Source organism: Verrucomicrobia bacterium S94 (genome assembly GCA_004299845.1).
In the GTDB taxonomy this organism is placed as follows: Bacteria; Verrucomicrobiota; Kiritimatiellia; order Kiritimatiellales; family Pontiellaceae; genus Pontiella.
Genome location: CP036201.1, coordinates 2,151,678 through 2,165,898, shown reverse-complemented (window position 1 = coordinate 2,165,898; position 14,221 = coordinate 2,151,678). Strand labels below are relative to the sequence as shown.

The 14,221-nt window shown below is 50.3% G+C and carries 13 protein-coding genes; 10 read left to right on the top strand and 3 right to left on the bottom strand.

Annotated features, from left to right (window positions below):
• Nucleotides 1-4: 4 nt before the first annotated feature.
• The 9 genes from EGM51_09150 (at nt 5) to EGM51_09110 (ending at nt 8,064) form a co-directional block, all read left to right on the top strand.
• Nucleotides 5-1,186: a hypothetical protein gene (locus EGM51_09150; protein ID QBG47550.1), complete on the top strand. Its 1,182-nt coding sequence runs from the start codon at nt 5-7 to the stop codon at nt 1,184-1,186.
• An 89-nt stretch (nt 1,187-1,275) separates the two neighbouring features.
• Entirely contained in the window at nt 1,276-2,859 is a 1,584-nt protein-coding gene (locus tag EGM51_09145; GenBank protein ID QBG47549.1) for a hypothetical protein, read from the top strand.
• Nucleotides 2,703-3,371, top strand: coding sequence for a tyrosine-protein kinase family protein (locus EGM51_09140; protein ID QBG47548.1), 669 nt, complete (start codon nt 2,703-2,705; stop codon nt 3,369-3,371). The genes EGM51_09145 and EGM51_09140 overlap by 157 nt, the downstream gene beginning before the upstream one ends.
• Complete coding sequence (locus EGM51_09135) at nt 3,286-4,023, top strand: hypothetical protein (GenBank protein QBG47547.1); 738 nt, start codon at nt 3,286-3,288, stop codon at nt 4,021-4,023. The genes EGM51_09140 and EGM51_09135 overlap by 86 nt, the downstream gene beginning before the upstream one ends.
• A gap of 20 nt (nt 4,024-4,043) precedes the next feature.
• Nucleotides 4,044-4,673, top strand: a complete 630-nt coding sequence (locus EGM51_09130) for a nicotinate-nucleotide adenylyltransferase (protein QBG47546.1) — start codon at nt 4,044-4,046, stop codon at nt 4,671-4,673.
• Between the two features lie 8 nt (nt 4,674-4,681).
• Entirely contained in the window at nt 4,682-5,038 is a 357-nt protein-coding gene (gene rsfS, locus EGM51_09125) for a ribosome silencing factor (GenBank protein QBG47545.1), read from the top strand.
• Nucleotides 5,039-5,061: 23 nt separating this feature from the next.
• Nucleotides 5,062-6,438, top strand: coding sequence for a cysteine--tRNA ligase (locus EGM51_09120; GenBank protein ID QBG47544.1), 1,377 nt, complete (start codon nt 5,062-5,064; stop codon nt 6,436-6,438).
• Nucleotide 6,439: 1 nt separating this feature from the next.
• Nucleotides 6,440-7,078: a dTMP kinase gene (locus EGM51_09115; GenBank protein QBG47543.1), complete on the top strand. Its 639-nt coding sequence runs from the start codon at nt 6,440-6,442 to the stop codon at nt 7,076-7,078.
• Nucleotides 7,078-8,064 carry a DNA polymerase III subunit delta' gene (locus tag EGM51_09110; GenBank protein QBG47542.1) on the top strand — a complete coding sequence of 329 codons (987 nt, stop codon included), beginning with the start codon at nt 7,078-7,080 and terminating at the stop codon, nt 8,062-8,064. The genes EGM51_09115 and EGM51_09110 overlap by 1 nt, the downstream gene beginning before the upstream one ends.
• A 5-nt stretch (nt 8,065-8,069) precedes the next feature.
• On the opposite strand, the gene aroQ is transcribed toward EGM51_09110, so the two are convergent.
• Nucleotides 8,070-8,504, bottom strand: coding sequence for a type II 3-dehydroquinate dehydratase (gene aroQ, locus EGM51_09105; protein QBG47541.1), 435 nt, complete (start codon nt 8,502-8,504; stop codon nt 8,070-8,072).
• A gap of 30 nt (nt 8,505-8,534) precedes the next feature.
• Nucleotides 8,535-9,182: an SOS response-associated peptidase gene (locus tag EGM51_09100; protein ID QBG47540.1), complete on the bottom strand. Its 648-nt coding sequence runs from the start codon at nt 9,180-9,182 to the stop codon at nt 8,535-8,537.
• Between the two features lie 73 nt (nt 9,183-9,255).
• On the opposite strand from EGM51_09100, the gene EGM51_09095 reads away from it, so the two are divergent.
• Nucleotides 9,256-10,110, top strand: coding sequence for an FAA hydrolase family protein (locus EGM51_09095; GenBank protein QBG47539.1), 855 nt, complete (start codon nt 9,256-9,258; stop codon nt 10,108-10,110).
• 85 nt (nt 10,111-10,195) lie between these two features.
• Here EGM51_09095 and EGM51_09090 read toward each other — a convergent pair whose 3' ends face one another.
• Nucleotides 10,196-14,149, bottom strand: coding sequence for an autotransporter domain-containing protein (locus tag EGM51_09090; protein QBG47538.1), 3,954 nt, complete (start codon nt 14,147-14,149; stop codon nt 10,196-10,198).
• Between the last annotated feature and the right edge of the window lie 72 nt (nt 14,150-14,221).

Sequence of the window (14,221 nt, the reverse complement as noted above, 5' to 3'; positions counted from 1 at the left end):
CATCATGACGAATAGACCACTTCAAGTGCTCATTGCTCTTACACTTGCTTCTGCGACATCTTTCGCAGCTAAAGAACGTGTGATCCGCTTTCAAAACCATGTCCGTGTTGGATATGATGATAATATTTACCAAACTGAAGATGCTGTAGATTCCGGTTTTATTACAGATATCGTCAATCTTACGGCTAAGTTCAACTTCTCGTCACGGACTGACGCATTGTTTTATTGGGAACCGGAATTCCAGTATCGTTTTGATGCGGATCCTGAATTCGTAAGTTATCAGAATCTGTATGCGCAGCTGAATCATGCTGTTTCTCAGCGCGCGTTCCTGACGCTTTCTGATCGTTTCCGCTATCAGCAGAAGGACGGGCAGTCGGATTATACATCGCAGGATAATCAGAATTATTTTGAAAATGATCTGTTAGGTTCTGTTGACTACACGCTGAATGAAGTCAGCTTCCTGAAACTTGGACTGGGTTATGAATTCCGGATCTGGGATGACAGCGACTATGGTGAGTGGCAGGGAACCGGAACCAGAAGTGGTAACAACTATGACCTGTTCAAAGCAGATGGTTCTTATTTCAGACAGCTGAATCCTGATAAAACCCAGGTAATGGGTGGAGTTAATTACGGAAGTCTGACGTATGATGGTGATCGAGGCGGATATGATTCTGTCACCTTCCTTGTAGGTGTGGATCAGAATTTTACGCCGACTGTCTCTGGTTTCGGACGGGTTGGTTATACACTGACATCTGTGGATGTTGACAATAGTGGAAGTGAAGATACCTCTACGCCGTATTTGTCTGCGGGACTGGAGGTCAATCCTTCTGCTCGTACCAGTATCACGACGTCACTGGGCTATTCGGTTTATCGTTCTGAAAACAGTCTCTATAACGCTCAGGATCGTTTCAATGTTGCACTTGGCGCGCGTCATGATGTTACCGCAAAAATCGCTCTTTCAGGTTCGCTGAGCTATACGTACAGTGAATATGACAGTTCCTATTCGTCATTCGGTGTTGATGATGCGGAAGATAACTTTGTCACGCTGGGACTTCGTTGTTCCTATCAGGTCAACCGTAACAACTTCGTTGAGCTTGGTTATCTTTTCCGCGATCGTAGTGCAGACGGCCCGCTGTCTGACTGGGATGGAAATCGTATCGATGCGGCCTGGAGACTGCGCCTGTAGTAAACGCGTCTTATCTTCAGATTTGATTTGAATGACAAGGTGGTGAGGTTTACCTTCACCATCTTGATTTTTTGAATGGAGAGCAGTTTATGAACAATGAGACGGCGCAACAGTCGAGTACCCTTCACTTTCTCGACTATTGGCGTGTAATTCGGTCACGAAAAGAGATCGTTCTGGCAGTTGCGATTCTCGTTGTATTAACCGGTACTGTATATACTCTGATGCTACCCAGTATTTACGCATCTTCTGTTCGTATTTCTGTATCAGAAGATGCACCGGAAATTAATCCATTTGCTGTTCAACAGTCCTATTATTCCTCATATAACCCGTACTTTCTTCGCACTCAGTTTGAAATCCTGACTTCGAAACCCATTCTTTATGAAGTGATCAACCGTCTCAATCTTCAGGAAGAATGGGGGAATGATGGAGAAAAGCTTAGCCGGGATGTTGCTCATAAAATTCTGGCTAACAGTATTGATGTGTTTCAGCAGCGCGACACAACGCTTATTGTTATTAATGTACGACGCGATGATCCTGAAGAAGCGGCTGACATTGCCAATGAACTGGCTGAAGTATACCGGGACTCCCGTCTGGATCTTGCAATCAAAACCGCCCGCGGTGCCATCGATAAAATTGATGAGGCATTGAAAGAACAGGCGCGCAGGGTTGAGGCGGTCGAAGAAAAAGTGCAGCAGATTCGCGAGAGTCTGGATATTGCGGTTGTTGGTGCAGAGGGCAGCATTGATGTTGAGGATATTCGGATGCAGCAGCTGGAGGGCGATCGGCTGGTTGCACAGGAGCAGATGCTGGAGAAAAAAGGGCTGCTCGATATTCTGGATAATCTCAAGGATGATGATCTGATGAAGCGTGCGGCACGCATTACATTTGATCAGTTTGTGATGACCACAATTCAGCAGTTGCAGGATATTGATGTTCAGCTGAGTTCGTTGGATGCGGATTACGGTGAAAATCATCCGGAAGTGAAAAAATACCGTCTGCAGAAAGCTCGTTTGGAAGAGTCTCTGAAAACTCATCTCAGTAACCTCCGGTTAAGTCTGGAAACCGAGTATCTTATTGCCCGGAACAAATTTGAAAGTCTGGATAAAGCTCTGGCATCCGTCCGAACGGAAACCATTGAGTCTCAGGGCGCAAAATACCGCCCCTTTCGTAATGCATTGGCTGACCTCGAAACAGAACGGTTTATTTATAATCAGCTGAAAGCCAAACATCGGCAGGAAATTATTACACTCGAAGTACCCCGAAATCCTGTAGAAATTATTGATGTTGCTGAGCCGAATCGGCGCCAGGTTAGCCCGAATCTTTTCATGAATGTGCTGTTGAGCATTTTTGTGGGGCTGGGAGCCGGCGTAGGTCTCGCATACTTTATCGAGTATCTTGATACCTCGATCAAAACTGCGGATGATGTAGAGCGCATCCTTGGTCTTCCTGTTCTCGGTCTGATACCGCAGAAGGTACGTCCGCTCATTGAAGAAGGTCCGGACAGTGAACATGCTGAATCGTATCGTGTGCTTCGAACAAACCTTGCTTTCTCCGAGGGGGATCTCACCGGGGGGCATTTGCCGTTCTTTCAAGTGGAGCCGGTGAGGGTAAGTCTACCACCTGTTTCAATCTTGCATTTGTGTGTGCACAGCAAGGTGAAAAAGTTCTCCTGATTGATGCCGACCTCAGACGTCCGGTTCAGCATACGATTCTGGGGGTTTCAAACCGGTTTGGTCTGACGAATGTTTTGTTGCGTGACGTACCTGTAGAGGAGGCGATAAAAGCGACCAGCGTTCCGAATCTGCATTTTCTTCCGAGCGGCCGCCTTCCGCGCACTTCGCTTGGCGTACTGGATCCCAAACGTATCGGTGAGCTGATTTCCAGTCTGAAATCCAAGTATGATGTGGTACTGATTGACACGCCGCCGCTGGTTGGTATCAGTGATTCATCGATCATTGCCAAGGAAACCGACGGCGCGATTATTGTGGTCCAGTACCGTAAATATCCGCGTGACATGCTGGTGAAAGCCAAAGCGATGATTGAAACGCTTGGAGTCAATGTCGTCGGGGCAGTATTGAACAATATTAATGTAATGCGTGATGATTATTACTACTATTATCACTCATATTATTCGGACTATTACCATAGTTCGCAGAGTGAAGTACTGGATGAGAGTGGTTCTTAAAAACCGCGGCATATTTGATCAGAGGATTACAGCAATGCGTAAGTTTATTTTTTCAACCGTTTTTCTTTTTTCCGTTCTACTCACGGGTTGTGTTATTCAGCCTGTCAATCCGTCCGGAACCGGAGCCTCCCAGCCGTTAATTGAGCAGGGTGAGCAGGGTTCGGATGTGACACTCGGTGGTCTGGTTCTGAAACCGCTCGACCCGCTTTACATTCGTTTCAGCGGAATCCTTGAGCAGCAGCAGCTGGAAGTAACTATTGATGAAAACGGTGAAATCAATTTGTTGCATCTGGAACCGATTATGGCTGCGGGGCTGAGTCCTTCACAGTTGGCGGCTAAAATTGAACGATTGTATATTGAAGGCGGAATTTACAAGACGGTATCGGTCAATGTTACGATGACCGCCAAGGTTTTTTATGTTCAGGGTGAAGTTAATCAGCCGGGGCAGTTTCCGCTTTCGAGCGGAACAACACTGCTGCAGGCGATTGCGGGAGCTCGAGGATATACACCGTTTGCCTGGGAAAGCCGGGTAACAATCACGCGGCATGGAAAGGTCTATCGGTTTAACATGAAAGATCTGGAAAAAAATCCGTCGTTGGATGTGAAGATTGAAGCCGGAGACGTCATTAAAGTTCCGCAGAAGCCCTGGTAGCTTGAAAGGGGAGTTCGCTCATGGATGAGCAGGCCCCGGTGAGTCGTGTCGGTTTGTTCGGCGGATCTTTTGATCCGGTGCATAACGGCCATCTGATCATTGCGCAGGATGCGGTTGAAAAACTGGAACTTGATCAGGTTATTTTCATTCCTGCCTCCATTCCGCCGCATAAAACGCATCTCCAGCAGGCATCTGCCGAACATCGCTTGAAGATGCTGACGCTGGCTGTGAAAAATGACCTTCGTTTCAGTGTTTCCGATATAGAGATACGTCGTGGAGGAATTTCATATTCGGTGGATACGGTAAACAGATTAGTGGATGAGCTTCCGGAAGCGGAACTGTTTTTTATTGTTGGAAGTGATACCCTAGTGGATCTGCATAACTGGTACCGTATTGATGAAATCATGAGCTGTTGCGAAATCGCATCTTTTCTTCGTCCCGGGGAAGATGATTTTACAGCGATTGAGCAAAAGGTCGGATTGGCCGAACCGTTACGGCAGAGGGTGCTTGCCAATACTTTTGAATCCCATATGGTAGACATTTCCTCGTCTGAGATCAGGATGCGCGTGGCAGAAGGTCTTGGTATACGCTATCTGGTGCCTGCTGAGGTGGAAATGTATATTTTTGAGCATGGCCTTTATCAGGGTTGAAAGGAACAATGGAAAAGACAGACTTAGAAATTATAGCAGAGTTAACCGCTTTTCTGGATGACCGGAAAGCGGAGAACATCGTTGTGCTGGATTTGCGTGAACATGCCAATATTGCGGATTATTTTGTCATTGCAACCGGTGCTAACAAGCCACACCTGAAAGCGTTGTATGATGGCCTTCAGAAACTGTTTAAAAATGCAGGATTCAAAGGGTTCCACAAAGAAGGTGTTCCGGATAGCGGCTGGATGATTATGGATTATCAGGGCATTATGGTGCACATTTTTGAACAGGAACTACGTGAATTCTACGATTTGGAAAAACTTTGGAAAGATGCACCTCGGATGGCATTGGGAGGAGTGGAATAGTGGCGTTCAGGATTTACAATACGATGAGCCGGAATAAAGAGGAGCTGGTTCCGCTCGATGGAAAACATGTCCGTATGTATACCTGCGGACCTACGGTATATAACTATGCTCATATCGGAAACTTCCGTGCCTATATGTTTGAGGATCTTCTCCGTCGGTACATCAAGTTCTGCGGATTTGAGGTGACTCAGGTTCAGAACCTCACGGATGTCGATGATAAAACCATCCGTTGCTCCATTGAGCAGGGTGTGCCGCTGAAAGAATATACTAAAACCTACATTGATGCCTTTTTTGAAGATCTCAGAAAGCTGAACATTGAACCTGCTGAGCACTATCCTGCGGCTACGGATTATGTTCCCGAAATGATTTCCATCATCGAGACGCTCTTTGAAAAAGGCTATGCCTATCAGTCGGATGATGGATCGGTCTATTACAGCATTGATAAATTCAAAGAATACGGAAAACTGGCGCATCTTGACCGAGAAGGCATGCAGTCCGGAGCGCGTGTCTCTCAGGATGAGTACGATAAAGATAACGCGGCCGACTTTGCGTTATGGAAAGCCTATGTTCCCGAAGACGGTGATGTGGTCTGGGATTCTCCCTGGGGTAAAGGACGACCTGGCTGGCATATCGAATGTTCTGCCATGAGTATGAAACTGCTGGGAGAGAGCTTCGATATTCATACCGGTGGGGTAGACAATATTTTTCCCCATCACGAAGATGAAATCGCTCAATCGGAAGCGGCGACCGGGAAAATGTATTCCAAATACTGGATGCACTGCGGCTACCTTGTGGTAGACGGACGGAAAATGTCTAAATCGCTGGGCAATTTCTACACACTGAGGGAAATTCTGGATATGGGGTATACCGGCCGGGAAGTGCGTTATGAGTTACTTTCTTCGCACTACCGTCAGTCGCTCAACTTTGCCTTTAAATCGCTGGATGCAAACCGGGCGGCACTTAAGCGGCTTGATGAATTCTACGCCAACGTAACAGAATCCATCGGTTCTGAAACCAAGGCCGGAGATCTGCCGGAATGGGCCCGCGAGACGCGTGCGAAATTTACTGAGGCGATGGATGATGACATGAATATTTCCGGAGCAATGGCGGCCGTTTTTGATACCGTGCATGCAGGCAATAAAGCGATGGCGGAAAAGCCGATGTCCGGAAAAGAAGCTCTGGCGGTTTCCAACCTCTGGAAAGAGCTGGATTCAGTGCTAGGCCTGCTTATCCCTCAGAAAGAAGAGGTTCCGCCGGAAGTTGAAGAATTGCTGGAAGCCCGAACCCGGGCACGAGCCGATAAGGACTGGTCGGAGTCGGACCGTATCCGCGACCGCCTGGCTGAGCTGGGCTGGACCGTGAAAGACACCCCCGAGGGGCCCAAACTCCGGAAGCTTTAAGATGCCGGGCCGGTTTATAACGTTCGAAGGTCCTGAGGGAAGCGGTAAGTCGACTCAGATTCAGTTGCTGGTGGACAGGCTGGAGGAACAGGGGATCTCTGTTTCCTGCAGCCGGGAACCCGGTGGGACCGCCACCGGTGAACAGATCCGCAATCTCTTGCAGCATGATACTGCCGGAGAGCCGCTGGCGGATCGGGCAGAACTGCTTCTATTTACGGCCAGCCGTGCGCAGCTTATGAAGCGGATTATTCTTCCTGCTCTCGAAAAAGGAGAGTGGGTGGTGTGCGATCGTTTCATTGATTCCACAATAGCCTATCAGGGATTCGCCCGCGGAATGGATATCGCGACGCTGGATTCCATTAATACATTTGCTGTTTATGATCGGAAACCCGACCTGACCATTCTGCTGGATCTGGATATTGAAACCGGCTTCCGGCGGTTGGAAAAGCGCTATGCCGGTTCTGATGAAACGCACGACCGCTTTGAGCGCGAGGCTCGCGATTTTCACTATCGCGTACGGGATGGATATCATCGGTTGGTAGAACGGGAGCCTGATCGGTTCCGCGTGATTGATGCCGGTCGGCTGATTGATGATGTGGCTTCCGAGGTCTGGAATGCTGTGAAAGGAGCTTTACTGTAATGGATGTGGTGGACCTGCATGCAGAGGCGTGGGCCGGAATTAAAAACGGGTATGAAACCGGTCGTCTGGCACATGCATATGTCATTGTTGGTTCTCCGCGTGGAAATGCATTGCAGTTCGCAGAATCGTTTCTGAAGCTGCTCTATTGCGAGCGGGCTGAAAAACCGTGTAATGCATGCAGCGGCTGCCGGCAGGTTGAAGCTCATAGTCATGTCGATACCCTTTGGATCGAACCAATGAGTAAATCGCGACAGATTCTGGCCGAAGATGTGCGCGGTCTGATCCAGCGCATGACGCAGACTTCGTTCGAAGGGGGATGGAAAAGCGGTGTGATTCTTTCTGCCGACTGCATGAATGAAAGTTCTGAAAATGCGCTGCTGAAAACCCTTGAAGAACCGCCCGCGAATACGCTGCTGCTGCTTGTTACTGATTCGGCTGAAGCGCTGCTGCCGACCATCATTTCCCGCTGTCAGAAAATTGTCCTTTCCGAAGGCGGTTTTTCTGCAATGGATGAGGTTTGGCGAGAACCGCTAATGACGATTCTGCATGCAATGCCGCCGTCGAACGGTCTGGAGGCCGCGCGTCTGGCAAGTCTGCTTAAAGCGTTGCTCGACCGGGTTAAAGAAGGCATTTCCGATGCGGTGATGGAGGAGCTGGATCATGATGATGAAGCGCTGGATGAATCGAAACTGAAGGTGATTCTTGAGGCACGGACCAATGCGCGTTTGAAAGAAGTACAGGCCGATGTATTTCGCGTGATGCTGGACTGGCAGCGTGATGTGCTGCTGCTGACTTCGGGAGTGGGTACTCAGGAGCTGATCAATCAACAGGACCTGGAAATTCTGGAAGCCCAGATGAAAATGCATACGCAGGGTTCCGCGCTGAAAGCAGTCCAGGATGTGGAGGCCATGTCTCGCCGGGTGGAGCGTAATATACCGGATCTGCAGATTTTCGATGAGGCCTTCCGCAAGTTGGCCCGCAGGTAGTGGCGTTATCTGCTGATTGCGTGGATCAATGCGCGCAATGCAAGTGTATATCCGAACCCCTGAAATCCCATAATCTGACCGATGCATGCCGGAGCGGTCAGGCTTTTATGCCGGATTGCCTCACGGGTGTGGGTATTACTCAAATGAATTTCTACTGCCGGCACAATATCGGCTACCGCTTTGAGGGCATCGCACAGAGCCAGACTGGTGTGAGTGAGCGCGGCGGGGTTGATGATGATACCGTCGAATGTTCCGCGGGATTCCCCGATCCAGGTAATCAGCTCTGCTTCAGAATTGGATTGCCGGAAATCCAGTTCCACTTCCGGGAAAATACTGCTCATTTCAGCTTCAATATCAGCGAGTGTTTCATAACCGTAAATTTCGGGTTCGCGTGTTCCCAGCAGATTTAGATTAGGGCCATTCAGTACAAGAATTTTCATCGGGGGTTCTCCATAACGGTTAAAAGTAGATCAGGGCTCGTCGGGAAACAAGGATGTTTGTACTTCTCCGGGATCCAGACAGGCGGGGTCATCATGTATTACTTTGTTGACCCGCAGTGAAACCGGACGCGCCGAAAGCGGTGCGGGGTGTTCAGGAAGCTCCATATGCACGATGGTGCTTTTCGGCTTCCCCGGAGGTGGAACCAGCAACCAATCCTTCCACTGTTCCGGAGAAAGGATGACGGGCATGCGATCGTGTATGCCCTGCATATTATGATCGGCCGCCCGGGTGATGATGACGCACCGTCCTCTTTTATACAGTCCGGCAAAAGCAAAAAGCTGTTTTTTCAGGGTCTGAAAGTAGTAGGGCTGTCGGTCTTTCCATTCATAAAAGCCATCGGCCGGAATGAGGCAGCGATGGGTGAAAAGCAGGGATTTGAACATCGGACGTTCTGTGAGGGTTTCTGATCGGGCATTAATAACGGGGGAAGTGGAGCGCGGATTTTCGAAGCCCCAGACCGCTTCTTCAGCTTTGGCCGGATTCTGTTGGCGGATAACGGTGACGCGCTGGGTCGGAGCTATATTGTAACGGCGCTGAAAAAGCGGTGGCAGTTCAATTTCACCGATTTGTTCGAGCACTTCTTTACGTGTTTTGGTCTGTGTAAATCGTCCGCACATGAAGGTTATAATTAATCGGTATTGCCTAAGTTTGCAATCCCGTTACGATGAGTTCGAGACATTGGAGGATCGTATGAAGCTGGTTCGGTTTGGTGAAAGAGGGGAAGAGCGTCCTGGAGTGTGGATCGGTGACGGACGCATTCTTGATGTGAGGGCGCTGGCTTTCCATATCGAAGATTTTAATGAGTATTTTTTCGACCATTATGGTTTACGTCAGCTGGAACAGCTTTTGAAGGATCCTGGAGCTGTATATGTTTCCGCTGAAGGGGTCCGTCTCGGTCCGCCGGTTGCCCGGCCGTCCAAGATAATCTGTGTGGGGGCCAACTATGCCGACCATGCTAAAGAGTTCGGGCATGAGATTCCGGAAGAACCGATTCTGTTCTCCAAAGTGACCTCGGCGCTGAACGGGCCGAATGATCCGGTCCGGATTCCGGACGGGGCCCGGGTGATGGATGGAGAGGCCGAGCTGGCCGTTGTAATCGGAAAAACAGCATATAACGTTTCTGCCGCTGATGCCCTGGATTATGTGGCCGGCTATACATTGATGAATGATGTGACCGAGCGTATTGTTCAGAAAAAAAGCGGACAGTGGATGCGCGGCAAGGGATTCGACTCATTTGCTCCGCTGGGTCCTTTTCTGGTAACGCCGGACGAAGTGCCGGATCTTGGAACGTTAAGGGTCTGGCAGAGATGCAATGGCGAGGAGCTTCAAAGCGGTAATACCGGTGAGATGATGTTTGATGTTCCGTTTCTGATTGAATTTATTTCGCAGGGGATGACGTTGAATCCAGGTGATATTATTTCCACCGGTACTCCCTCCGGGATCGGTTCTGCGCGGGATCCGCAGGTGCTGTTGAAAAGCGGGGATGTCGTGGAAATCGGGATTGACGGTGTCGGGGTGCAACGGAACGAAGTGGTTTCGGCATAAGAAGCGCGATGTTCAGATGCTCCGGCTCACATAGCAAAGGGATCGCAATTGCGATCCCTTTGCTGTTTCCGGACACTGGAAATATTTAGAACTGATAGCGAAGGGAGCCCAGCAGGGTGTAATCGCTGTAGTCCTTCCCGAACCGGGTATCCAGATCGGCTCGGAGTTCGAGGAACTCCCCGATTTTTGCCGATGACCCGATGCCCAGTTTGAAGATATCCTCCTCCGGCGCCTGGAGTTGCAGGGTGTAGTTGCTGGCCCCTCCGGCCAGTTTGTAGTCGAGGTCGTCATCGTCGGCCAACCATTCATGCAGCCAATGCAGCCGAATTTCCGGTTTGAACGTTATATTGCCCATACCCATGTAGAAAGATGCACTTCCGCCGATCGCACTCTGCAGGTAAAATGCGTTGAAGCTGTCGACTTCGCGTCCGACGGTATAGGGTGCATCTTCTTCATAGGATTCCTGCGAGTAGATATTTCCGAGCAGCGAAGCCTGCGGGGTGAAGATCAGATAACGGCTGACGATTTCTTTTCCGCCGCCGATGGAGAAGGCGAGGTTATCGGCGTTGTAGTCGGCCGTGGTACCCAGGGCCTGATCAAGATCTACATCGCTGTTTGCATAAATCAGGCTGAAGTCGCCGAACCAGGCATCTGTACCGATGGAGGAATAGAGGGCGGCATAGATTGATTTTGTGTCCGCCGAAGCCCCGTTATCACTGTCGATGTCGGCACTTCCCTTACCGCCGGCCAGTCCGATAAGGACATTCGGAGCAACCGACATATCGGCACCGATCATGAAACCGCTGAGACTGGAATCATATCCATTGAAACCGTCAGAGGAACTCTTGTCTGCCCAGGAACCGAAGCCGGAAATCCAGCCCTGGAGTTCCTGTCCCGGTCGGTGTGGTCCGGAAACACCTTCAGGTTGTTGTATTGTGGAAGGGGCCTGTCCGGAGCGGGCACGGGTGGTATCTGCGCGCATGAAGAGGTGATTGTTCACGGATTGAACGCCCTGATTGATTACATTGTGCGCAGGAATCGAGCTGGTCTTTTCGCCATACAGATCGCTGTAGACTTTCTTAATTTCCGCTTCGGTGGAAAAGTTTGCCCGGATGGTGTCAACCATGGCCACCGCATTGGAATTTCCATTATCCGCCATGGTTTCAATTTCATTGGAAATGTTAAGCAGCTGACCCTTCAGGTTGCCCCCGCTGCCGATAGATTCCTGGATGAAGTCGGAGAGGATAATGTAGGTGTAATCCGTTTCGTTTGAGATGCTCACACTGAAGCCGAGGAGATCGTTGGTGGCAATGCTGCCGGCAATGGCGCCGCCGGAGGTTTTGCTGTCGTCAAGATACAGCCTTCCCGCTTTAACAATCGTCACGGTGTTGGACTCTCCGATGCCGTAGTCCAGAACGCGGATGATGTCGTGATTGTCCGGATCGTAGCTACTGGTGAACCGGGCATCATCTTCAACGACCAGATTGATATTTCCTGAAGAGGCCTGATTGCTGCTGACACCGATGCTGAGGGTGGAGTATTGGTCCTGAATATAATTCCCGTCCACATGGATGGTGGAATCCGGATCAATCGTAATTTCCGATCCTCGGTATACAAACAGGTCGTTGCCGACGCTGACCTGACCGCCATCGAGCACATTCAGGTAGTTACGCTGCCAGTCATTGACTTCCGCTCCGAGAATCAGGTTGTTGCCGACAGAAAGAATGGAGCCGCTTCCGCCTACATTCACGCTGTTATCCGAAGAGTCGTAGCCGATATATAGATCGGATGCTGTGGAGACTGAGGCCCCGTTGGTCAGGGAGAGGATGTTATTTCCGGTTTCATAACCGACATACAGCGTATTGGTTCCGGTATCCCAATCTGCTCCAGCGCCATCAAGAATAAAGTTAAGGCCGCCTTCAACCATGTTGGTTCCGTAAAGAGAGCCCATCATATGCAGTGTGGACCCCGATTCGAAAACAATGTTGGTAGCCAGGTTCGTCTGGGCATCAAAATCCCAGCCAAGTGTTTTAAGGATACCGCCGTCGGCCACGGTAAGGTAATCATTGGTTGAGCCAATCGTGATCCTGTCCTGCGCAACCTCCAGGATGCCGCCATCCTCCAGCAGGATGCCGTTTCCGCCACTGTTAGTGGAGCCGATCTGAACCAGCCCGGATACGGCGAGTGAAGCATTTTCGCCCGAAACCGTTACCGTATTGTTCGATGTTCCGGCATAAGCTCCGACGAGAAGCTGTGAGGCCGATGCGGTTGCTCCGTCAACGATATCAAGCGTATTCAAAGAGTTTGATGCCCCGATCTGAAGCGATCCGCTGACCAGGAGTGCGGCATTTGTGGTTTCCAGATGAATAAAGTTTTTGATTTCGTGCTGGTTGGTGCTGGCTCCGAGCAGCAGATCACCGCCAATGTCCGCAGTGCCGCCATATACGGCAAACCGGTTGGAGCCTTCTTCTGATTCGCCTACCACCAGATCGCCGGTGACGTTGAACTGTGTATTGGAGTCGCGCTGCAGATAAATATAGTTATCGCCGGATGCTTCACCGATGACAGCATCTCCGGTTACATCGACGATACCCCCATCATTAATATTGAGAATACTGCCGCTGCCTTCTTTGCCAACAACCAGGCCGTTATTCAGAGTAAGAGTGGAGTTTGTTCCGACCAAGGCCATATTGCCGGAGGTATTCGGCGTTGAATTCTGGTTTACCGATCCGGTAGTTCCCGATGCAGAGTCTTCGTTGCCGATAATAAATTCGCCGGTCACCGAGGCTGAGGCTCCGGAAAGTGTGAAACGGTTGTTTGCGCTCTGGTTTCCCACATAAACAACACCCTGAAAATCCGCAACGGCACCATCTTCCAGTTCAAGCGTGTTACTTCCACCACTTCTGCCGACATATGTATTGCCCCCGACAGAAAACATGCTGTTGGTGCCACTGACCTGTACAGTGTTTCCGGAAGAGAGCGAGGACCCGATAATCAGGTCGCTGGTAATGTCGGCTTCAGCGCCGTCCAGGACGGAGAGTTTATTGTTGCTGCCGTTGATGCCTACAAAAACCCGGTCCTGAGCCGTGAAGACGGAATTACTTCCTTCAACCGAAAGAGTGTTATTCTGAGCGGAGCTGTCAGTGCCGATATTGACATCATTGGTGGATACGGCAATGGCTCCATTCCGGAGAATCAATGCGTTGTCACTGGTCGAAGTGCCGATATCCATGTAGTCTGCGTACCACTGTGCGGTATGATTGGTGGAGAGAGCGTTGTCGATCAGTACATTGATACTATTGTTAATCGAATTGTCCTTCGCGGTAAGTGTGCCGCCGACTCCCAGCGTGGATCCGGATTCAAAATTGACATTTTCAACAGAAGAGAGGGCTGTGGAATCAACATCGCCCTGAACAAGAAGAGCACCTCCGCTGTTGATATTCAGTTCATTCAGATCTTCGGTGGCCCCGGATATATTGTTGATGTTGAGGTTCTGAGTGTCGGCAATGATCAGCGAACTTTCATCCTCAATGGTAACTGTATTTCCCGAATTGTTGGTTGTGCCGATGGTGAGGTCGTCCAGCACGGTGATCTCGCCGCCGTTGCGGGCAACGACAGTGCCGGTTTCACCTGCTCCGGCCCCCACGATCAGATTGTCGGTTTCAACGCTGGAGTCGAACCCGACCTTCAGTTCGCCGGTTCCGGTTGAGTCGCCCACCACGATGCCGCTGGAGGGCAGGTTGTTGGTGTCGGCCGATCCGACGACCAGCAGCCCGCCGTTGTGTACGGTCAGTTGACTGTTGGTTGCCCCTACCTGCTGTCCAATATCCACCAGCGAATCGACGTTGGCGCGGCCCCCGGTCGTAATTTCCAGCGAATTGTCCGCACGATCCTGGCCGATAATGATCCGGGCGTAGGTCTCTTCCGTGGAAAGGACCGCATTCGTGCCGCCCGATTCGTTCAGTTTATAAAGCTGAGCCTGGGTGGAAGCGACCGCAAAAATCAGGGATAGAAAGACCGTGGTTCGGGTAAATTTCATCAGTATAAGACTCCGTGTTAATCGCGGGGCTTACTGCCCCGGAAAATATTCGCGCAATGTACAGGCGGAAGG

Coding starts and splice junctions, on each gene's coding strand:
- EGM51_09135 (QBG47547.1), top strand. CDS start 3,286: ATGATTATTACTACTATTATCACTCATATTATTCGGACTATTACCATA.
- aroQ (QBG47541.1), bottom strand. CDS start 8,504: ATGAAAATTCTTGTACTGAATGGCCCTAATCTAAATCTGCTGGGAACA.
- EGM51_09090 (QBG47538.1), bottom strand. CDS start 14,149: ATGAAATTTACCCGAACCACGGTCTTTCTATCCCTGATTTTTGCGGTC.
- EGM51_09110 (QBG47542.1), top strand. CDS start 7,078: ATGGATGTGGTGGACCTGCATGCAGAGGCGTGGGCCGGAATTAAAAAC.
- rsfS (QBG47545.1), top strand. CDS start 4,682: ATGGAAAAGACAGACTTAGAAATTATAGCAGAGTTAACCGCTTTTCTG.
- EGM51_09150 (QBG47550.1), top strand. CDS start 5: ATGACGAATAGACCACTTCAAGTGCTCATTGCTCTTACACTTGCTTCT.
- EGM51_09100 (QBG47540.1), bottom strand. CDS start 9,182: ATGTGCGGACGATTTACACAGACCAAAACACGTAAAGAAGTGCTCGAA.
- EGM51_09130 (QBG47546.1), top strand. CDS start 4,044: ATGGATGAGCAGGCCCCGGTGAGTCGTGTCGGTTTGTTCGGCGGATCT.
- EGM51_09115 (QBG47543.1), top strand. CDS start 6,440: ATGCCGGGCCGGTTTATAACGTTCGAAGGTCCTGAGGGAAGCGGTAAG.
- EGM51_09145 (QBG47549.1), top strand. CDS start 1,276: ATGAACAATGAGACGGCGCAACAGTCGAGTACCCTTCACTTTCTCGAC.
- EGM51_09120 (QBG47544.1), top strand. CDS start 5,062: ATGAGCCGGAATAAAGAGGAGCTGGTTCCGCTCGATGGAAAACATGTC.
- EGM51_09095 (QBG47539.1), top strand. CDS start 9,256: ATGAAGCTGGTTCGGTTTGGTGAAAGAGGGGAAGAGCGTCCTGGAGTG.